Source organism: Clostridium aciditolerans (assembly GCF_016316925.1).
In the GTDB taxonomy this organism is placed as follows: domain Bacteria; phylum Bacillota; class Clostridia; order Clostridiales; family Clostridiaceae; genus Clostridium_AM; species Clostridium_AM aciditolerans.
The window spans coordinates 48,406-70,694 of the sequence record NZ_JAEEGB010000010.1 but is presented as its reverse complement, the minus strand read 5'-3'; the positions used below and the strand labels follow the sequence as shown (position 1 = coordinate 70,694).

The window sequence follows — 22,289 nt, the reverse complement described above, 5'->3', positions numbered from 1 at the left end:
ATGAAAGATGCCTAGTTTATTAGAAAACTATAGAGATATTAACGATATAAAGAAAATGTCATTAGAACAGCAAAGAAGGCTAGCATTAGAGATTAGAAAATTTTTAATAGATAAAGTCTCAAAAACCGGAGGACATCTTGCCTCTAACTTAGGAGTAGTAGAGCTCACTTTAAGTATATTCAATGTATTTAACTTAAATAAAGATAAGCTTATATGGGATGTAGGACATCAAGCTTATATACACAAGATACTTACTGGAAGAAAAGATAAGTTTGATACATTAAGGCAATTTGGTGGTATAAGTGGATTTCCTAAGAGAAATGAAAGTATATATGACTTTTTTGAAACCGGTCACAGCAGTACATCTATCTCAGCTGCTTTAGGAATGGCTAGAGCACGAGATTTGAAAAACGAAAATTATGATGTAGTTGCTGTAATAGGAGATGGAGCATTAACCGGTGGTATGGCTCTTGAAGCACTTAATGATGTAGGATATAGAAAGACTAAATTAGTAATTATTCTAAATGATAATCAAATGTCAATAGCTAAGAATGTAGGTGGGGTTTCTAGATACTTAAGCAAAATAAGAATGGACCCTAAATATAACAGGTTAAAAGAAGAAGTTGAAAGTACCTTAAAGAAGATACCTAATATAGGGAATGGAATGGCAAAATATCTTGAAAGAATAAAAAAAGGAATAAAACAAATGGTGGTTCCTGGAATGTTTTTTGAAGATATGGGCATAAAGTATCTAGGACCTATTGATGGGCATGACTTAGAAGGATTAACTGAAGTTCTATCTAGAGCTAGAAATATAAAAGGACCAGTTATTATACATGTTATAACAAAGAAAGGAAAGGGATATGAGTTTGCAGAAAAAAATCCAGGTAAATTTCATGGTATAGGCCCTTTTCATTGTGATAGTGGGGAAGTATGTTTTAGTTCATGCGATTCCTATTCAAAAGCCTTTGGAGAAGAGATGGTAGAACTTGCAGCAAAAAATAAAAATATTGTAGCTATAACAGCAGCAATGCGAGATGGGACGGGACTTAAACCGTTTTCAGAAGAGTTCCCGGATAGATTCTTTGATGTCGGAATTGCCGAACAACATGCTGTAACTTTGGCAGCAGGTATGGCAAGAGAAGGATTAAAACCAGTTTTTGCTGTATACTCTACATTCCTGCAGAGGGCATACGATCAAATTCTGCATGATGTGTGTATTCAAAAGCTTCCAGTGGTTTTTGCTATCGATAGAGCAGGGATAGTTGGTGATGATGGAGAAACTCATCAAGGTGTATTTGATTTATCATATTTAACACATATACCTAACATGACGGTAATGTCACCTAAGAGTATACCAGAGCTTAGGTATATGCTTAAGTGGGCAACTATGCAAAATTATCCTATAGCATTAAGATATCCAAGAGGTGGTGACAGTATAAATGATTCAATCGAACCATTGAAGGATTTTGAACGTGGAAAATGGGAAAAGATATATGATAAAGGAAGCATAGCTTTAGTTGCCCAAGGAAAAATGGTACAGCATGCTATTATGGCTAGGCAAAAATTGTTGAATTCAGGAATAGATGTAAGAGTTATAAATGCTTGCTTTGTAAAGCCTATTGATAAAGAATTAATTAAAGATCTGTCAGAGCAAAACGTCAATATTGTAACTATTGAAGATAATGTGGTGCATGGAGGATTAGGATCTAGTGTACTTGAGTACATGAATACTTTAGATAAAAAGGTAAAAGTTTTAAATTTAGGATTTAATGATGAATTTATTCCTCATGGGAAAACAGATATATTATATAAAACTTATGGATTAGATGTTGACGGGATCATAAAAAACATATTAAAAATAGTATGATAAATAGTAAATTAATGATAAAATAATATCAAACAAGAATTTTGTATAATTAGCTTGTATTTTTAGTTTAGTTGAATAAGGTATTTTTAAAAAATAATAAGTCAGTATGCCAGTATATTTTATGCCATACTGCGACAACGGATCCAGCTTATACTCTATTATAAGAGGAACTGTTGCCTTGCCTAGCACAAAATATACTAACATTTTTGACTTATTATTTTTTCAGATGTTTAGCTAGGATATAATATTAAAAGGAGTTTGTTATGTCGGATAATAAAGAAAGACTTGATATTCTATTAGTGAAAAAAGGAATTTTTGACTCAAGGGAAAGAGCTAAGGCTAGCATAATGGCTGGTGAAATATTTATTGATGGTCACAGAGTAGATAAATGCGGTGAAAAGGTTAAAGAAAGTTCAAATATTGAATTTAAAGGAGAACAATTACCTTTTGTAAGCCGTGGAGGATTAAAATTACAAAAGGCTGTCAAGAATTTTAATATAGATTTAAATGATAAAATTTGTCTTGACATAGGGGCTTCTACTGGAGGATTTACAGATTGTATGCTTCAAAATGGTGCAAAAAAAGTATTTTCTATAGATGTAGGATATGGTCAGTTTGCATGGAAGCTTAGAATTGATCCAAGAGTAGTATGTATGGAAAGAACTAATATAAGATATGTTACTATAGATGATATTGGTGAGTATAGTGATTTCGCTAGTATAGATGTATCCTTTATATCACTAAAAAAGGTTGTTCCTACTGTTTTAAAGTTGCTTGATGATAATGGAAGTATCATGGCATTAATAAAACCTCAATTTGAAGCTGGAAGAGAAAAAGTTGGTAAAAAAGGAGTTGTAAGAGAAAAATCAACTCATGAGGAAGTAGTAGGCAATATTATAGAATTTGTTAAGGAATGTGATTGCAAAATAATTGCATTAGATTATTCGCCAATAAAAGGACCAGAGGGAAATATAGAATACTTAATTTATTTTACAAAAAATAAGGAATTTAATGAAACATTTGAATACGAAGATATGAAAAGCGTAGTTGGCTCAGCTCATCAAGGGCTTAATGGGGAGGCATTATGAAAAGTATAGGGATTAATGTAAATACAACAAAAGATAACAATGGGGATACGTTAGATTTTATTGTAAACTTGATTCGCAGCGAAAAAAAGAATATAGAAGTTAAGGTTTATGAAGACGGTAATGGCCTTGATGAAAAAGAAAGTGCTAAATTGGATGCAATTATTGTGCTAGGTGGAGACGGAACAATATTAAGCACTACGAGACGTATTTATAAGCATAGCATACCTATTCTAGGAATAAATATAGGACATTTAGGCTTTTTAGCTCAGGTAGAAAATTCAAATATTAAGACTTCTATTAAAAATTTAATCGACGGAAAATATGATGTTGAAGAACGAACAATGCTTCAATGTACCTATAGTTATAATGGGGAAACTAAGGTATATCATGGATTAAATGACATAGTAATGTACAAAGGTGTTTGGTCAAGAATACAAAAATACGAAGTATTTATTAATGATAAATTTTATAACACTTTTAATGCTGACGGAGTTGTTGTTTGTACTTCAACAGGTTCTACTGCATATAATCTTTCAGCAGGTGGACCTATAATACATCCTGAACTTGACGTTTTAGCCTTAACTCCAATGTATTCTCAGTCGCTTACTGCTAGAACAGTTGTACTAGATGGAAAAAGTAAAATATCTATTAGAGTTAAGAAAAATAATGAAAACATATTTTTGTCAGTAGATGGACAGGAGTGGATTGAAACTGATAGTACAGTAGCAGTAGATATTAGTAAATCAAATTATAAATGTAAACTTGTAAGATTTGGTGATAACGATTATTTTAACACTTTACGAAAAAAAATTACTTTTAGAGCAAAGGAATGTGAAGGTGAACAATATGAAAGTGACAAGGCACGCTAAAATATTAGAAATTATAAACTCAAGGGATATAGAGACACAGGAAGAACTAGCAGAAGAACTTAGAAAAGGTGGAATGAATGTTACACAAGCTACCGTATCTAGGGACATAAAAGAGCTAAAACTTATAAAGGTTTTATCAGATAGTGGAAAGTACAAGTATGCTACTATAATGCACACTGAAAATTTTTTGTCTAATAAACTTGTAAATATATTTTCTCAAACTGTTATAGGGGTTGAAAATGTTAATAACTTTGTTGTTATAAAAACTATATCAGGATCAGCATCTGCAGCGGCAGAAGCTATAGATTCATTAAATTTTGAAGGAATTGCAGGAACTCTTGCTGGAGATAATACTATTTTTGTAATGGCAAGAGATGCTGAAAAGGCACTAACTATAACTCAAAAAATGAAAAAAATGATTGCACAGTAGGGGGCTTTTATTCTATGCTTCTTCAATTAAACATAAAAAACTTTGCATTAATAGAGGATTTAACTATTTCATTTGAAAAAGGTTTTAATGTGCTTTCAGGTGAAACAGGAGCGGGTAAATCAATACTTATTGATGCTATTAATTACGTATTAGGAAGCAAATTCAGTAAAGATTTGATAAGAACAGGAGAAAATAAAACTTTTGTTGAGGCAATTTTTTCGATGGAAAATCCTAAAACTGAAGAAACTTTAAAAGAACAAGATATAGAGTATGATGATTTAATTATAATAAGTAGAGAAACCTTTCAATCCGGCAAAAGTATTGCTAAAGTTAATGGTAAATCAATATTACTATCATCACTTAAGTCTATAAGTAGTACATTACTGGATATCCATGGACAGCATGAAAATCAAAATTTATTATCAAATGAGAATCATATTCATTATGTGGACTACTATGGTGAGGATAATATAAGAAGATTATTAAAAAATTATAGGGAAAAGTATTATAAGCTAAATGAACTTGAAGATAAAATTTCTCAGCTTCTAGGTAAAGATGGAGAGAAGGAGAAACTTATCGATTTCTTTAAGTATCAAATAGATGAAATAAATTCTGCGAACTTAAAGGAAGGCGAAGAGGAAGAGCTAGAAGAAAAGTATAAAATTCTTTCTAACGCAGAAAAAATAAATAATACATTAAACATGTGTTATAACAATCTCTATACTAATGATGAGGGTGTTTTATCGATTTATGATGGTTTATCGATGGTCATAAAGGAGATATCTTCCTTAGAAAAGAATCTTCCTAAAGTAAAGGATATAAAAGGTTCATTAGAAGAAGCCTTCTATAATATAGAGGGTAGTATAGAACAAATTAGAAGTATAAAAGAAAATATTTATTATGATGAAAAAGAACTAGAATATATAAATAGTAGAATATATTTAATTAATTCCTACAAGAAAAAGTATGGAAATGCTATTAAGGATATTCTTAATTATAGAGATAAAATAAAACTTCAATATGAAGAGATGATAAATAGTAGTGAAATTGTAGAAAAGCTAAAAAAAGATAAAGCTAAGATAATAGAAGAACTAAAAGTCGAAGGAGAAAAACTTCACAAGGAAAGATGTAGGATAGCTGAAAGTCTAGAAATGAAAATTAAAGGTGAATTGAATTTTGTTGGACTAGAAAAAAGTACATTTAAAATTGATGTAGATCTAGAAGATAAATTTACTCAAAATGGTTTAGATAAGGTACAATTTTCTATATCTACAAATCCAGGAGAACCTTTAAAACCTCTCGAAAAAGTTGTTTCCGGAGGAGAATTATCTAGAATAATGCTAGCCTTAAAAACAGTATTTGTGGATAAAGATAAAATTCCATCTGTTATATTTGATGAAATAGATACTGGAATAAGTGGAAGAATAGCACAATGTGTGGCTGAAAAAATGTACACTATTTCTAAAGGTCATCAGGTATTTTGTGTTACACATTTACCTCAAATTGCCTGCATATCTGACATGCATTATTGGGTATCTAAAGAAGTTAAAGAAGATAAAACATTTACAAGAGTAAGACAAATGAGTGAAAATGAAAAGGAATACGAAATAGCAAGAATGATAGGTGGATCTGAGGTTACAAAGCTAACATTAGAACATGCAAGAGAGTTAATTGATATGGCAAATTCTAAAAAAATAGAATTAAAATCCAGTGTTGGATAAGACTGCATTAATTGCAGTCTTTTTTATTTATTTTAGTCATAAAATTGTATTCTTTTGGTAAAAATAAGATTGATTTATAAAAAAATTAACGATAGTCAAAAAATTAGTTTTTACATCAAAGTATTAACTTTAATTGAAAGTATATAGTAGCATAATAAGATATTTAAGAGGGCAACTTAAAATTATAAAAATGCAAAAGTGACAGGAGGTAAAAGCATGGTTAAAAAAACGAGCAAAATATTGTGCTGGATGTTAATTCCAATCCTGTTAATAACATTAGTTGCCTATTTTAAAATTCAAAATATACCTACAACAATATTTATAAGAGAAGGTCAATCCATAAAATCCAATACATTTGTAAAGGTATGTGAAGAAACTGATACTGTAAAAGCTGCTAATAATACTAATAAAGAGAAAAAAGCAAGTGTAAATTTATTAGGAATTTTTCCAGTGAAATCTGTTTCAATAAAATCTGTAAGCAATGATATAGTTTTATATCCTGGAGGTCAGCCAGTTGGAGTAAAACTAAGTACAAAAGGAGTACTGGTCGTAGCTTTATCAGATATAAAAACTGAAAATGGAAAAGCACCAAGCCCAGCAGCCTTAGGTGGGATACAAATAGGAGATAACATAACAAAAATTAATGATACATTGGTTAAAAATGCAGAACAAACACAAAGTCAGATTAATAGTTCAGAAGGAAAGAATTTAAAAATCACTATTGATCGAAAAGGAGAACAACTTGAAAAAATAATAAAGCCTATTAAAAGTTCAGAAGATAAAAATTATAAGATAGGACTTTGGATAAGAGATTCTACAGCTGGAGTAGGAACTCTAACATTCTATGATGAAAAAACAGAGATGTTTGCTGCTCTTGGTCATCCTATAACGGATATTGACACAGGCACAATTTTAAGCATAAACTCTGGAGAAATAGTATCATCTTCAATAGTGTCAGTTAAAAAAGGGTTAAGAGGAAATCCAGGAGAATTAAAAGGTATATTTGTAAATGAAGAAACAATACTAGGTCATATACAAAAGAATACTGAATGTGGCGTATTCGGTAAAAGTAATACCAAATTGGTAAACAAATATAATAAACCAATGAAAGTTGCATTACGTAATGAGATAAAAGAAGGACCAGCAAAAATATTAACGACTATAGATGGAGATGAGCCTAAATATTATGATATACAAATAGAGAAACTTCTATCTCAAGATACCCCTGGACCTAAAAGCATGATTATAAAAGTTACAGACCCAGTACTTTTAGAGAAAACAGGAGGAATTGTTCAAGGTATGAGTGGAAGTCCAATTATACAAGATAATAAAATAATAGGAGCTGTAACCCATGTACTGATAAATAAACCAGATGTTGGGTATGGGATATATATAGAATGGATGCTTAAAGATGCAAATATACTAACAAAATAAAGTAGTAGTAAAACTAAGAATAATGAAAAAAATACTGTAAAAAATTTTAATAATATCAAAATCTATGGCAAAATGAATATAAAAAGTAGTATAATAAAAGATAGCATGATAATTATGCTATCTTTTATTCATATTTGATAAAAATTTTTCATTACAAGAAGGAATTAAAATTGTTTTGTCGAATCTATTATTTGTTAAGATATGGGAATGAAATAAAAACAAAGGGGAGTAAGGAATATGGAACAATCAAAAATAAGTGTAATTATAGCAGATGACAATAAAGAATTTTGTAACATTCTAAATGATTATCTGCTAAACCAAAGGGATATTGTTGTTACAGGCATTGCAAAAGATGGAGTAGAAGCTTTAAAGCTTATTGAAGAAAAGAAACCAGATTTAGTAGTATTAGATATAATTATGCCTCATCTTGATGGACTTGGAGTTTTAGAAAGATTAAATAGTATGGATATAAATCCTATGCCAAGAGTAATTGTACTCTCTGCAGTAGGGCAAGATAAAATTACTCAAAGAGCAATTACATTAGGAGCAGACTATTATGTTGTAAAACCTTTTGATATGGATGTATTTACGAAAAGAATTAGACAAATGTTTAATAACACAATAAGCAGTGGAGATGAGACAAAAAAGACAATATCATTAATTGACACAACAGAAATAAAATTTACTAAGAGCGAACCTACAAATCTTGAGCAAGAAATAACCAATATAATACATGAAATAGGAGTGCCTGCTCATATTAAAGGTTATATGTATTTAAGAGAAGCTATAACAATGGTAGTAAATAATATGGAACTTTTATCTGCAGTAACTAAGGAATTGTATCCTTCCATTGCAAAAAAATATAATACAACAGCTAGTAGAGTAGAAAGAGCTATAAGACATGCTATTGAAGTGGCATGGTCAAGAGGTCAAGTTGAAACTATTAATAAAATATTTGGCTATACTATACATAATGATAAAGGTAAGCCTACAAATAGTGAATTTATAGCAATGGTAGCTGATAAATTGAGATTAAAAAATAAGGTATCTTAAAAACAAACTCAAAGGTAGATGATTTCAAAAATGGCAGATAATAGAATTTGAAAATCTGCCTTTTTTTTATATAATATTCTAAAATAAAAAATCTTGACATAATAATTTAACAAGGAAGGTGATATAATGAAACTAGAATTAGAATTTGAAGAAATAAAAAACATAGAAAATCTCATATCAAATAGAATTAACGAATTAAGAGAAAAACTTGTAGACGATGACGATAAGGAAGAAGAATTAAGAGAAATTATTAGATATTATAAAAGACTTATGAAGAAAATTAATGAGCAAATAGAAGAGTAAAAGTTTTACTTCACCTTGCGTAAGTTTTATTATTGATTTTATGTTTATAAAGTCTATGCTTTGTTTTTAGAAATTAATTTATCCCCTGGATTGTAGAAATCTAGGGGATAAATTTATCCCTAGAATCTTTGACTTGTTATTTTATCTTATATGACTAGACTTGAGTATGTTCCTTTAATTGACAATTATATATTGAAAGTATAAAATTATAATAAATTACTGAAAATACATTATTATAATTTTCGGAGTAAAGTTTTTATATGCTAATATAGCGGAGGGATACTAATATGAATTTTAATGAAAAGACCTTAGAAGTTAAAAATATATATAATGGCAAAATTATTGATGTAGATGTTCACACTGTTGAATTACCAAATGGAAGAAAATCTAGTAGAGAAATTGTTAATCATTCTGGAGGAGTTGCCATAATAGCATACAAGGATAAAGATACAATACTTTTAGTTGAACAATTCAGAAAGCCAATAGAAAAAGTTATTTTAGAGTTACCTGCGGGGAAAATTGAAAAAGATGAAGATATAGAACTATGTGGTATTAGAGAATTGGAAGAGGAAACTGGATATAAAGCTAAAGAATTTAGCTATTTAGGTAAGATGGTTACTAGCCCAGGATTTTGTAATGAGTATATTTATATATATAAGGCTGAGAATTTGTATAAAGGTAAAGATAATTTAGCTGATGAAGATGAATTCATTAATGTTAGAGAGATGAAGATAGAGAAAATTAAAGAAATGATAAAAAGTGGTGAAATAATAGACGCTAAGACCATAAGTGCATTTATGTTTTTGTAAATATATGATTTTAAACATAGTCATATAACTCCTTTGAATATCATAAATATTAAAAAGGTAACTAAACAAAGGGGGATAAAACTATGTCAGAAAACAAAATGTTAAATATCATAAATAAACACGTACAAAATAATTTTTGGCTCTATGTTATAAGTCTTTTATGTATATGTACAGGAATAGTACTGGGAATATACAGTGTAAAGTATATGGGAAGCTTTGAAAAAAGTGACCTTTTAAGTTATTTAAAGAACTTTAATAGTTCAATTGGATCGGGAAACATAAATTACAAGTCTATTTTTATTGAGACAATAAAAAGTAATATACCTATATTGGCAGTTGTGTGGTTTTTAGGTTTAACTATGATAGGTATACCTGTAATATTAATAATTGACATCATAAAAGGATTTACCATAGGATTTACCATTAGTTTTGTAATAAATGGAATGGGTATAAAAGGAATGTGGTTTTCACTTATAGGCGTACTTCCACAAAATATTATTTATATTCCATGTATAATATTCGCATCTGTACTTGCTATGGAATTTTCATTAACTATATTAAAAGATAAGACGAATAAGCATTGGATTTCTAATATATGGATTAGAATAACCTCTTATTCACTTTCGTTTGTACTTCTTATAGTTGTTATGTTTATAGGATTTTTTACGGAAGCATATATTACCCCTCATATGATTAAATTGATAGTAGCAAGTATAGGAAGTGTAGCTATATGATTAGAAATGAAGAACTTGTTTCATTTTTCATAATTGTGTTAAAATGTTTCTTTATACTTATTTTTTTTGGATTATTTTTACCTAGATTTTTAGATTATTTATTATATAATTTTATAAGTAAGCCTAATGTGTATGACAACAGTATATTTGTGCACAGTTTAGTTCGTAGAAATTTAGACATAATTTATAATTATATTTACGTTTTTGAAAAATTTTTGGGATTTTAATAAATATAATACCCAAAAGGTAGGAGAAGGTTATGGATAACTATCTATTAAAGTATATTAATAATTTAGAGAAAAAACATGCTAGTAAAAATACTATGGATGCATACATTAGAGATGTAAGTAGGTTTTGTGATTTTATAAAAGAAAGAGAAGAGAAAATTCAAGATGTTGGAACAGTTTCAGTAATGGCATATGTTCAATATCTACAGAAGCAAGGGAGAGCTGTTTCGTCAATAGTTAGGAATATTGTATCATTAAGAAATTTTTATAAATATTTACTAGTAAAAGGAATTGTTAGTGAGAATCCAGTAACAAGTTATCAAATACCAAAAATTAAGCATAATATCCCAAAAGTATTAACAATAGAAGAAGTAGATAAACTTTTAGAGGCACCAGATTTAAAACTAAATAAGGGTATAAGGGATAAAGCAATGCTTGAAGTAATGTATGCTACAGGTATGAAAGTATCTGAACTTTTAAATCTTACTATTTATGATATAAATTTAAAATTATGTTATGTTAAATGTAAGGGCTCAAAGGAGCAGGAAAGGATAATACCTATAGGATCGGTAGCAATAAAGTGTCTAGAAGATTATTTAAATATTCGAGCTGAGTTGAATACATATAATTTGGACTTGCTTTTCTTAAATATAAAAGGTGTTCAAATGACAAGACAGGGTTTTTGGAAAATAGTTAAATATTATGCAGAAGAGGCTAAAATAGATAAGACTATAAATTCTTTTACTCTAAGGCATTCTTTTGCTGTACATTTGCTTCAAAATGGTGCAGATATTAAATCTGTACAGGAGCTATTAGGACATAAAGATTTATCTGCAACACAAATATACTCTAGTATTTCTAGAAAAAACAAAATAGCTGAAATTTATAAAAATGCTCACCCAAGAGCATAATAAAAGTTAATAATTGAAAATAATAATGGACGGTTGGAAATTTTCAACTGTCCTTTAAACATATGATATATGGGAAGAAAGGAAGATATATATGATAAAAAGAACTATATTGATTGTATTAGATAGCGTTGGTATTGGAGAAATGCCAGATTCAGCAAAATATGGAGATGTAGGAAGTGATACTTTAGGAAATGTATCTAAGGCTGTTGGAGGACTTAAGTTACCTAATATGGAGAAGTTAGGCTTAGGTAATATAGATGGAGTAAAAAATATAACTAAGTGTGAGAATCCAATGGGCTCCTTTGGTAAATGTGCAGAGTTATCTATAGGAAAAGATACAGTAACAGGACATTGGGAAATAGCAGGAGTTGTGCTCGAAGAACCACTTAATACCTATCCTGAAGGTTTTTCTGAAGATATAATAAAAGAATTTGAATCAAAGATTGGAAGAAAAATAATTGGAAATAAAGTAGCATCAGGAACGGAAATAATCAAAGAATTAGGAGAGGAACACATAAAAACTGGATCGCCTATAGTCTATACATCAGCTGATAGTGTATTTCAAATAGCTGCTCATGAGGATGTTATACCTTTAGATGAGCTTTACAATATGTGCCAGATAGCAAGAAAAATGTTTATAGGAGAAAAGGCTGTAGGAAGAATAATTGCAAGGCCTTTTATAGGAGAGCCAGGGCAATTCACTAGGACATCAAATAGAAGAGATTTTGCGCTAGATCCTTTTGATAAAACTATGTTGGAGTATATCAAAGAAAAGGGCATAAGTGTTATGGCTGTAGGGAAAATAGAAGACATATATAACAAAAAAGGAATAACAGATGCTGTTCATATCAAGAATAACATGGATGGAATAGATAAGACATTAGAATACATGAAAGAAAACAAGAATGGACTTATATTTACTAACTTAGTTGATTTTGATATGTTGTATGGACATAGAAATGACGCTGTAGGGTATGCTAAAGCTTTAGTGGACGTAGACAATAGAATACCTGAAGTTATATCCGCTATGAAGGAAGATGATATTTTAATATTAACTGCGGATCATGGTTGTGACCCAACTACTGAAAGTACAGATCACTCTAGAGAATACATACCAGTGATTGTATATGGTAAAAAAATAAAAAGTGGTATAAACATAGGTGTAAGAAAAAGCTTTTCTGATATTGGCAAGACTATACTTGATTTGCTCAAAATTGAGAATAACTTATATGGAGATAGCTTCGCAAAGGAAATATTAAAATAATTTAAATTTAATAACAAACCAGAGGTGTCAAATTAGATATCTCTGGTTTGTTATTTCACGTCTATTTTAAATATTTTGGTGATAATATTATTAATTTCGGGAAAAAATAGAATTGAAGGAAGGAGGAAATTGAAATGAAAAAGAGAAATAAAGCCTTAGTAAGTTTACTATTAATTCTATTTTTTGTTATAGGTATTTTTTCAACAATTGTTAAAGCGGAACCAAACAAAAAAGAAGAAACTAATGTAACAGAAGCTGGACTAAATGTAGATGCAAGATCTGCATTATTGATGGAACCAACAAGTGGTAAAATATTATTTGAAAAAAATTCTAATGAAAAATTGCCACCTGCATCTGTAACTAAAATAATGACTATGCTTTTAGCAATGGAGGCAGTAGACTCTGGAAGAGTCAAGATGAGTGATAAAGTTACAGTGAGTGAAAATTCTAAAAAAATGGGTGGAAGTTCTATGCTATTGGATACCGGTGAAGTTAGAAGTGTAGAGGACCTAATTAAAGGTATTGGAATAGCTTCTGGTAATGATGCAGCAGTAGCTATGGCAGAATATTTAGCAGGAAGCGAAGATGCTTTTGTTAAGCTTATGAATGAAAAAGCAAGTCAACTTGGCATGAAAAATACCTCATTTAAGAACTGTACAGGATTAAGTGCAGCTGGCCATGTAACTACAGCTTATGACATAGCAATTATGTCCAAAGAACTTCTAAAACATCCAGCTATACTGAAATACACAGGAACATATATGGAGACAATATCCGAAGGAAGAAAAAGCCCAATAGGATTAGTGAATCATAATAAATTAGTAAGATTTTTTAAGGGATGTGACGGATTAAAAACTGGTTTTACTGATGAGGCTAAGTACTGTATATCAGCAACTGCTACAAGAGACGGAGTGAGAATGCTTTCAGTTGTTATGGGTTCTCCAACATTTAAAGTAAGAAATAAAGACGCTAGCATGCTTTTAAATTATGGCTTTTCAAAATTTGAGTGTAAAAAGCTTTTATCCAAGGGTGCAGATGTAGAAAAAATTACTTTAAATAAACAAGGAGATAGATTCTTCATAGCCAAAGCAAAAGAAGATTTAAACATAATAGTGGAAAAAGGTAAAGATAGTAAAGTAACTAAAAAGTGTATTGTGGATACAAATAGAAAAGCATATAAAGCAAATGAAGTAGTTGGACATTGTGAAGTATATGTGAATGGTGAATTAGTTGGAAAGACAAAAATCTATAGCGATAGAGATGTTAAAAAAGCAGGTGTTTTTGAAAATTTAAAAAATAATTTTACAAAAATTTTAGATAAAGGTATTTAAAATTAAGAAGTGAACGATGAAAAGTGAACTAAAAGTTCATTATACATTGTTCACTTTTCATTATAGAATTTATAATGAATTGCATTGTATAATATATATAGGGTTTCAAGGCCGAAAATTGACTTACACCCCGGAGTATATTTCCAAAGCTTCAGTTTGTTAAAGACTTTATATAAAAGAATAAAATAAAAGATTATAGAGGGAGTTAAAATGGATATTCTCAATAGCTATAATAAAGATCAGATAGATGTTATAAATATAATAAAAGATTTATGTAAAAGCTGTAATATTAAAGCCTATATAGTAGGTGGAGCAGTGAGGGATAGTATTTTAGGAAAGAGTACTAAAGATATAGATATATGTATAAATAAAGATCCTAAAATTGTTATAGATAATTTATCCTTTGTAAAAAAATATGAGTATCACTCTCAATTCCAAACGTCCACAATTGAATTTAATAATGGTATAGTAATAGACTTAATAAGATGCAGAAAAGAGACTTATGAAAAAAATGGATCACTTCCTATAGTAGAGCCCTCTTGCATTGAGGACGACTTATTTAGAAGGGATTTTACTATTAACTCTTTAGCTTATGATATAATTAATAATGAGATTATTGATTTATTTAACGGGCTTTTAGACTTAAGAAATAGAAAACTTAAAAAAATTCACAGCAATAGCTATGCTGAGGACCCAACAAGGATATTTAGAGCAATTAAATATAGCGTAAGATATGGTCTAGAACTGCAGGACAAAAATGAGATAATTAGAAGTATAAATAAAGGTGATATTAATACTATTAGCTCTGACAGAATAATAAAGGAATTATTTTTAATGTGTGGAGAGGATAATTGGATAGAAAATTTGGCTCTATGTAATGAATTAGGAGTATTAAAATTAGAAACACATTTTTTAGGAATAGAAAATTGCTTAGGAAGCTATGAGGATATAAATTTAAGAACTTTAAATATATTTTACTCATTAAGAGATGAAAAGTATATAGATATTTTTATTAACAATTCATTCTTAGATAAAGATTTAAAGAAGTCAATTAAATATTATTATTATAACAAAGACAAAATAGTTGACTTGCTAATGAAAGCTATGGATAATTATGAGATATGTAGTGTATTAAAAAATATAGATTTATATGCTTTGATGATTTTATGTTGGAATACAGAATTAAAATACAAAATTATTAATTATGTTTACAAATTAAAAGAAGTAAAGTTACATATAAATGGGGAACATTTAAGTAAACTTGGCATAAATGAAGGTAAAAACATAGGAAGGATTTTGAAATTTATAATGAAATTAAAGTTGAATACAGGTATAAAAGATGATAAAAAATATTTAGTGGATAATTTGGGAGAGATAATTAAATGTCTTTAAATATAAAAATTGAAAATTTTGAAGGGCCTTTTGACTTACTTCTACATCTTATTAAAAAGAGTAAGATGGACATATATGATATAAAGATACATGAAATTACTAAGCAATACCTAGGGTATATACATACCATGGAAGAGATGGATCTTGAAATAACTTCGGAATTTATAATTATAGCGGCTACTCTTATTGAAATAAAATCAAAAATGCTGTTACCTAAGCCTAAAATTGAAGAAAGTGCTGAAGATTTAGATGCTCAGGATCCTAGAAAAGAATTAGTGGACAAACTACTTCAATATAGAAAGTTTAAGGCTGCTGCTAAATTGCTTAAAGACAGGGAATTAGGACTAGGAAGAATGTTTGGAAAAAAACCTGAAATTATAGAAGAAAAGAAGAAACCGCAGTCTCATCAAGAACTCCTTAAAGGGGTTACGATGCTTAGCCTATATGAAATATATAATAGGCTTATAACAGTTTATAGAAACAAAATAAATACTACAAATGTTATAAATAAAGAGATTCCGATAGACAAATTTAAGATTGAAGATAAAATGGAGTATTTAAGAAAAAACATTGAAACAGGTGTAAGAATACCATTTTCCAGTATTGCAGTAAAATGTTCTTCAAAAATAGAAGTAGTTGTAACCTTCTTAGCTCTTTTGGAGCTTATGAAATTAAGGTATGTAACTGTAATACAAGAGCGGAATTTTAGAGAGATATATGTAGAGAGGGTAGAGGAACATGAAGAATAAGAATATTAATCAATTAGAACTAGAAGAAGTTTCAACAAAGAATATTTATTTTTCCATAATAGAATCATTGTTATTTGTTTCAGGTGAGCCTCTGGATATAAAGCAAATAGCATCTATTATAGAATGTAGTTTAGATTTTACAAAACAACTACTAAAGGAAATGGGAAAATTATATGAATGCGAAAGTCGAGGGATAAAGATTATAAATAATAATGAAAGTTATAGTCTTGCTACAAAGGCTGACAACAGTGTATATATTGAAAAGCTTTTGGGAATTAATTCAAGACAGGGATTATCTCAAGCAGCATTAGAAACCTTAGCCATCGTGGCATATAAACAGCCTATAACTAGGGTTGATATAGATGAGATAAGAGGAGTAAAAAGTGACCGAGCTATATCTACTCTTATAGAAAAAGGATTAATTAAGGAATGTGGAAGATTAGATGTTATAGGAAGACCTATATTGTATGGAACAACAGAAGAATTTTTAAAGTATTTTGATCTTGAAAATATTGGCCAAATGCCTGGTCTTGACAGCTTTATAGAGGAGGTTGCGATAGACAGAGAGGAATTAAATGATTAAATATATAAGGCATTTTTGAATTGTTATTTTTTAAGATGCTTAATTTAAAATTCGTAAAATTTAACCCGATGTTTTTAGGACATCGGGTTAATCTTTTCTTACAATTATATTTACAGATAAGAAAATCTACATATTAACTAGTAGTAGATTGGGTAGGTTCATGAGAGCACTGCTCTTTATTTTTAGACTTCTTATCACTATGGCACATATTCTTAAAAAGGTCCATTATTTGAGGAATAGAGTCTACTAGTTTATCATAAGTATTTTGTTGATCTAAAGATAGAAGCCTTATAGAGTCACCTTTTATCACAAGGAATGCTATAGGTTTTACTGTGACTCCAGCACCAGACCCACCACCAAAAGGGTAATCAGAACCTGTACCACCAGTATTTTTGCAGTCATATTCGCTTCCACCAGATACAAAACCAAATGAAACTCTTGATATAGGTATGATTAAGGAACCGTCTTTTGATTCAACTGCATCTCCGACTATTGTGTTGACGTCTATCATGTCTTTAAGGTTTTCCATAGTACTTTTTAGTAAATTTTCTATAGGATGACCTTCCATATTTAATTCCTCCTTTATTTATGTGTTAGCAAGATTAATTTTTTCTCTATTACGAAGGTTGCGATAAATTATGGCGGATATATAAATAACTTTAGCCAAATTAATAAAAATTATACTATCTATTTCTAATATTAGGATTAATTTGTTAAACTCAGGTTTTATATTTACTTTTTCATCTTTTATGTGTATGAAAAAACTAGATGCCTTTAATAATATTGAAATAAATGTAGAGATTAATCCAAAAGCTAATGCAGTTTGTGCAGCATCATCCAGACCATAGTCTACATTTATTTTAATCTTTAGACTTGGCTTAAATTTTATAGCTTTTAATGAATTTAATGATACTTTTAGTGTATTGGAAAAAATAGGAATACGGTCTTCTTTATATTTAATATCAAGTTTAGTTTTATTCTTTAAATAATTCATCTTATTAGTAATATCTATATTATAAAGAATAAATCTTAACTCTTTTTCGCTATATTTAATTTTAAATTTAATAGGAATTGGAATTAAGAGAATTAAAAGCAAAATTAAAATTCCAATATATAGAATATGCATTAAAAACTCCTCCAGTTATGTATACAATAATAATTATATCCATATGGGGAATTTATATAACCAAATGGAATAAATTTAAAGATTAATTTAATGAATTAAAGAAAAAATATAATGTAGATATTAATTTTTAGAACATTAAACCTTAATAGTAAGGGAGGTTAAAGTCCTAAATGGACTTTAACGGGTAATTTTGCTAGTGGAAACAAGCAAGGTTACCCAGTGTGACCACTAAAAGGAGGAAAACTTATGCATAAAAAAGTGAGAGAAAGACATAGATATCTATGTTCATTGCTTTTATTTATTTTTACTTTATCTTTATTTGTTTCCAATAGGGTGGAAGCTTTGGAAATAAGTAATCCAAACACTAAGAATAGTACAAATAAGGGCATTACTATGAGTGCAAGATGTGCTATAGCTCTAGATAGTAAATCAAAAGTTGTGCTTTATGAAAAAAATGCTTATGAATTAGTGCCTATGGCAAGTACAACCAAAATAATGACTGCATTAGTTGCTTTGAAATATGGTGATTTAGATAGAAAAATAGAAGTATCTTCGAAGGCATCTTCAATGAGAGGGTCAGTAGTGGGGCTTAGAAAAGGCGAGCAAATATCTACAAAGGAATTAATATATGGATTAATGTTAAGATCAGGAAATGACGCAGCTGTTGCAATAGCAGAAGGAATAAGTGGAAGTGTAGAGGAGTTTGCAAAGCTTATGAATGAGTATGCTGTAGAAATAGGGGTTGTAAATACACATTTTGAGACTCCACATGGATTAGATAAAGATGAACATTACTCCACAGCATACGACTTAGCTGTGGTTACAGCAAAAGCAAAAGAAAACAAATTATTTAATGAAATAGTAAGTTCAAAAGATGTAGATGGAAAAACACTGGGGTTTACAAGAAGCTATCATAATATAAATAAAATATTATGGCAAATGCCTGAGGCTACTGGTGTAAAAACAGGGTATACAGGAAAGGCTGGAAAGTGTTTAGTTTCTTCAGCAAATATACAAGGAAATGATGTAATAGTTGTAGTATTGAACTGCACAGAAAGATGGAAGGAAAGCATAAAAATATTTGATTACGTAAATAAGAATTATGAATTTAAAAAGATGTTCATAAAAGGAGATAGTGCAGGAGAAATTGCTTTGAAGAGAGGAAATATAAAATTGCAGTTTGAGGATGATGTGGTGATTCCTGTGAAAAATGGGGCTGAATATACGGTAAAGATTATGAAGCCTGAAAAAATAGACTACACAATAAATAAAGGAGATAAAATAGGAAAAGTTTGCGTTTATGCTGATGGGGAATTAATATATAGTAATTCTCTTCAATCATCTGATACTTTTAAAGTAAAGCAACTTCCTAAGTGGATTAAAAAAATAATAAAGTAAAGCCTACTTATAATAATTAATTATTTTAAAATAAAAACGGATAATCATAAAGATCATCCGTTTAAACTACTTTACCTAAATAAGGATACTAAAACTAATGTTAAAGTACTTATAAGTTTTATTAAAACGTGAAGAGAAGGTCCGGCAGTATCTTTAAATGGATCTCCTACAGTATCTCCCACTACTGCTCCTTTGTGAGTTTCAGATTTTTTGCCGCCTAAGTTTCCTAATTCAATAAATTTTTTTGCGTTATCCCAGGCACCGCCTCCGTTATTTAAGAAGAGGGCCATAACAACACCGGATATTGTACATATCATTAAAAATCCGGCAGCAGCTTCCTTACCTAAAGTTAATCCGACGATGATTGGTGCCGCAATCGGGATAATTCCAGGTAATATCATTTCTTTTAAAGCACCTTTAGTAACAATATCAACACAAGTAGCATAGTCAGGCTTTGATTTACCTTCTAATATGCCAGGTATTTCTTTGAGCTGTCTTCTAACCTCTAAAATAACATACTGAGCAGCTTTTCCAACGGAACGTATAGCTGTAGAGGCAAAAAGATATACTACCATGGCGCCTAAAAATGCTCCAATAAATACTTCTGTTTTTCCAATATCTACTGTAAACCATGAATCTAAAGGCTTTCCTAGAATTGTTTTTACCTGCTCCAAATATGCAAAGAATAAAAGGAAGGTAGCCAGAGCAGCAGAACCGATAGCATAGCCTTTTGTTAATGCCTTAGTTGTATTACCGCAGGCATCAAGTTTATCAGTTATTAATCTAACCTCATCAGGAGCACCAGACATTTCCACTATACCACCAGCGTTATCAGTGATAGGACCAAAAGTATCCATAGCAAGTATATAAGCACAAGTTGAAAGCATACCAATAGTAGCTATAGCAATACCATAAAGACCTCCATTAGATACTCCAACAAGTGCAGCTTCACCAAGTTTATAAGCGGTAAAAATAGCAATTGAAACAAATAAAACAGGAAGAGCTGTTGACTCCATACCTACAGACACTCCAGTAATTATATTAGTTGCCGCACCTGTTTTAGAAGATTCTGCAATTGATTTTACAGGTCTATATTTATACGATGTATAGTAGTCAGTAATTAATACAAACATATAGCTAAGAACTATTCCAGTAAAAGCACAGAAATAAAGGTATAAATAGTTTATACGGCTTCCATCTGGCAAAACACCAGAAAACATAGATTTTACGATCAAAAATAAAAATATTAAGTTTAAAATTGTTGTAATTAAATATCCTTTATATAATGCAGACATAGGATTGTCCGTATCTTTGTCAGCTTTTACAAAGAATAAGCCGACTATTGAGGATACTATTCCTACCGCTCCTGTTACTAAAGGGAATAGAATTCCCTTCCAACCAAATACAGGATACAGTGCTACACCAAGAATCATTGCACCTATGTTTTCGGCTGCTGTTGATTCAAATAGATCAGCACCTCTACCAGCACAATCTCCTACATTATCACCAACCAAATCCGCAATAACGGCAGGATTTCTTGGATCATCTTCAGGTATTCCAGCCTCAACTTTTCCAACTAAATCTGCTCCAACATCTGCTGCTTTGGTATAAATACCTCCACCTAGTTGGGCAAAGAGAGCTACAAATGAAGCTCCAAAACCAAATCCAACTAAAAGAGAAGGAGCTTCTTTTATTAAAGTATCATTTCCTGATATACCACCAAATATTAAGAATAGTATAGCTACACCTAAAAGAGAAAGAGATGTAACGGCAAGACCAGTAACAGCACCACCTCTAAGAGCTATGGTTAAAGCCGAGTTTAATCCTTTTTTTGCACCTGCTGCAGCACGGATATTTGAATTTACTGCCATATACATACCTATATATCCAGATATACCAGAACATAAGGCACCAGTTATGAAAGCAATTCCAATACGAGAAGCCTGTTTGATGGCAATATCATAGCCTTTTGACAAGTTACCAAAATAATTTGCAACTACAATTAAAACAACAGTTACGAGCGCCAAACAAAAAATTGTTTTATATTGTCTTCTCATAAAAGCCATAGCGCCTTCTTTTATGGCATTTGATATATTTTGCATTTGTTCTGAACCCTTTTCTTGTGTGAATATAAATTTAATAAGAAAAAGAATGGAAAATAGAGCTAAAAGCAATGAGGTGAAAATAATAATTAAGTAAGTGCTCATAAGGTCAACTCCTTTTTAATAGTACTTAATCAAGGATTTGATAAAGTTGAGCCAAAACTTAAAAGCAAGAATTTTGCAAAAAGACTTCTATCTTAATATTAGCATATAACAAATTATGGTAAAATTCAATAGTTGTAGAAAAAAATAAACTTAAATATATTATTGTATAACACATTTCAAATTATTGGTTTGTAAAAATAAATTTTGTTTATCTATAGAAATGATACAACGGTTATAAAGTTTATGATACAACAATATAATATTATGAATTTTGATTATGAAAAAGTTTTCAAAGAAATCTATAACAACACCTACTAAATTAGAGAGTACCGTAAATCTACATTCAGTGAATTGGTAGAAAAGTGAAGGAAAGATAGAAGAAAAATTCAAAAAAGTACATATTGTTAAAGTTTATACACAATATACATATCATGTCAAATTAAAAAGTTACATCTTTAAAAAATAGTTTTAAAAATAACAAAGAAAAATGAAAATTAACTCCATATTTTCTCATGAAAAAAATGTAAAAATATGAACTTACTGCTATATGAAACTTTAAGTTGTTTAATTATTCAATTTATATAGAAGATATAATGAATAAATAAGAAAAATAGCTAAAATTTAATTGCCGATTTAGAAAAATATGAGAAAATTATTAAATAAAATTCTAAAGTTAGATTATTCTGAAAATGTATCGTGACAAATTATGTTAATTTATCATAAGTGCATGTTAATAATTTCATAAAATATATTAATTATTTATGAAATTTTTTTAAAAATTTTCATTAAA

At 29.6% G+C, this 22,289-nt stretch carries 20 protein-coding genes; 17 read left to right on the top strand and 3 right to left on the bottom strand.

The annotated features are described in order from the left end of the window. Positions 1-7 precede the first annotated feature (7 nt). The 16 genes from dxs (at position 8) to scpB (ending at position 16,768) form a co-directional block, all read left to right on the top strand. A complete protein-coding gene (gene dxs, locus I6U51_RS10010; protein ID WP_211142513.1) occupies positions 8-1,870 on the top strand; it encodes a 1-deoxy-D-xylulose-5-phosphate synthase in 1,863 nt (620 codons plus the stop codon). A gap of 263 nt (positions 1,871-2,133) precedes the next feature. Next, positions 2,134-2,958, top strand: a complete 825-nt coding sequence (locus tag I6U51_RS10005; RefSeq protein ID WP_211142512.1) for a TlyA family RNA methyltransferase — start codon at positions 2,134-2,136, stop codon at positions 2,956-2,958. Beyond that, on the top strand, positions 2,955-3,827 hold the full coding sequence (locus I6U51_RS10000) for an NAD(+)/NADH kinase (protein ID WP_211142511.1): 873 nt from the start codon (positions 2,955-2,957) through the stop codon (positions 3,825-3,827). Before I6U51_RS10005 ends, I6U51_RS10000 begins: the two co-directional genes overlap by 4 nt. Continuing rightward, the gene (locus tag I6U51_RS09995; RefSeq protein ID WP_211142510.1) at positions 3,805-4,257 is read left to right on the top strand and encodes an arginine repressor; all 453 of its coding nucleotides are present in this window, start codon (positions 3,805-3,807) and stop codon (positions 4,255-4,257) included. The genes I6U51_RS10000 and I6U51_RS09995 overlap by 23 nt, the downstream gene beginning before the upstream one ends. Positions 4,258-4,271: 14 nt before the next feature. Further along, the gene (recN, locus tag I6U51_RS09990; protein ID WP_211142509.1) at positions 4,272-5,978 is read left to right on the top strand and encodes a DNA repair protein RecN; all 1,707 of its coding nucleotides are present in this window, start codon (positions 4,272-4,274) and stop codon (positions 5,976-5,978) included. 216 nt (positions 5,979-6,194) lie between these two features. After that, the gene (spoIVB, locus tag I6U51_RS09985; protein WP_211142508.1) at positions 6,195-7,412 is read left to right on the top strand and encodes a SpoIVB peptidase; all 1,218 of its coding nucleotides are present in this window, start codon (positions 6,195-6,197) and stop codon (positions 7,410-7,412) included. A gap of 237 nt (positions 7,413-7,649) precedes the next feature. After that, on the top strand, positions 7,650-8,465 hold the full coding sequence (spo0A, locus tag I6U51_RS09980) for a sporulation transcription factor Spo0A (protein WP_211142507.1): 816 nt from the start codon (positions 7,650-7,652) through the stop codon (positions 8,463-8,465). Positions 8,466-8,591: 126 nt separating this feature from the next. Further along, the gene (locus I6U51_RS09975; protein WP_211142506.1) at positions 8,592-8,768 is read left to right on the top strand and encodes a hypothetical protein; all 177 of its coding nucleotides are present in this window, start codon (positions 8,592-8,594) and stop codon (positions 8,766-8,768) included. A 287-nt stretch (positions 8,769-9,055) separates the two neighbouring features. Beyond that, positions 9,056-9,577 (top strand): NUDIX hydrolase, encoded by a 522-nt coding sequence (locus tag I6U51_RS09970; RefSeq protein WP_211142505.1) that lies wholly within the window; start codon positions 9,056-9,058, stop codon positions 9,575-9,577. Between the two features lie 83 nt (positions 9,578-9,660). Next, positions 9,661-10,311 (top strand): stage II sporulation protein M, encoded by a 651-nt coding sequence (gene spoIIM, locus I6U51_RS09965; RefSeq protein WP_211142504.1) that lies wholly within the window; start codon positions 9,661-9,663, stop codon positions 10,309-10,311. A 259-nt stretch (positions 10,312-10,570) separates the two neighbouring features. Then, on the top strand, positions 10,571-11,449 hold the full coding sequence (xerD, locus tag I6U51_RS09960) for a site-specific tyrosine recombinase XerD (RefSeq protein WP_211142503.1): 879 nt from the start codon (positions 10,571-10,573) through the stop codon (positions 11,447-11,449). 91 nt (positions 11,450-11,540) lie between these two features. Then, positions 11,541-12,713 carry a phosphopentomutase gene (locus I6U51_RS09955; RefSeq protein ID WP_211142502.1) on the top strand — a complete coding sequence of 391 codons (1,173 nt, stop codon included), beginning with the start codon at positions 11,541-11,543 and terminating at the stop codon, positions 12,711-12,713. Positions 12,714-12,847: 134 nt separating this feature from the next. Next, the gene (locus tag I6U51_RS09950) at positions 12,848-14,044 is read left to right on the top strand and encodes a D-alanyl-D-alanine carboxypeptidase family protein (RefSeq protein WP_211142501.1); all 1,197 of its coding nucleotides are present in this window, start codon (positions 12,848-12,850) and stop codon (positions 14,042-14,044) included. Between the two features lie 210 nt (positions 14,045-14,254). After that, the gene (locus I6U51_RS09945) at positions 14,255-15,436 is read left to right on the top strand and encodes a CCA tRNA nucleotidyltransferase (protein ID WP_211142500.1); all 1,182 of its coding nucleotides are present in this window, start codon (positions 14,255-14,257) and stop codon (positions 15,434-15,436) included. Next, positions 15,427-16,185 carry a segregation/condensation protein A gene (locus I6U51_RS09940; RefSeq protein WP_211142499.1) on the top strand — a complete coding sequence of 253 codons (759 nt, stop codon included), beginning with the start codon at positions 15,427-15,429 and terminating at the stop codon, positions 16,183-16,185. The genes I6U51_RS09945 and I6U51_RS09940 overlap by 10 nt, the downstream gene beginning before the upstream one ends. Continuing rightward, positions 16,175-16,768, top strand: a complete 594-nt coding sequence (scpB, locus tag I6U51_RS09935; RefSeq protein ID WP_211142498.1) for an SMC-Scp complex subunit ScpB — start codon at positions 16,175-16,177, stop codon at positions 16,766-16,768. Before I6U51_RS09940 ends, scpB begins: the two co-directional genes overlap by 11 nt. A gap of 133 nt (positions 16,769-16,901) precedes the next feature. Here the strand turns inward: scpB and ytfJ are convergent, their stop codons facing one another. Together ytfJ and I6U51_RS09925 are read right to left on the bottom strand one after the other, a co-directional pair. Then, entirely contained in the window at positions 16,902-17,336 is a 435-nt protein-coding gene (gene ytfJ, locus I6U51_RS09930) for a GerW family sporulation protein (protein WP_211142497.1), read from the bottom strand. Between the two features lie 18 nt (positions 17,337-17,354). Further along, entirely contained in the window at positions 17,355-17,894 is a 540-nt protein-coding gene (locus tag I6U51_RS09925) for a DUF2953 domain-containing protein (RefSeq protein ID WP_211142496.1), read from the bottom strand. A 246-nt stretch (positions 17,895-18,140) separates the two neighbouring features. Here I6U51_RS09925 and I6U51_RS09920 point away from each other — a divergent pair, with 246 nt between their 5' ends. Next, a complete protein-coding gene (locus I6U51_RS09920) occupies positions 18,141-19,292 on the top strand; it encodes a D-alanyl-D-alanine carboxypeptidase family protein (RefSeq protein WP_211142495.1) in 1,152 nt (383 codons plus the stop codon). A gap of 71 nt (positions 19,293-19,363) precedes the next feature. Here I6U51_RS09920 and I6U51_RS09915 read toward each other — a convergent pair whose 3' ends face one another. Continuing rightward, positions 19,364-21,499, bottom strand: coding sequence for a sodium-translocating pyrophosphatase (locus I6U51_RS09915; protein ID WP_211142494.1), 2,136 nt, complete (start codon positions 21,497-21,499; stop codon positions 19,364-19,366). Positions 21,500-22,289: the final 790 nt, after the last annotated feature.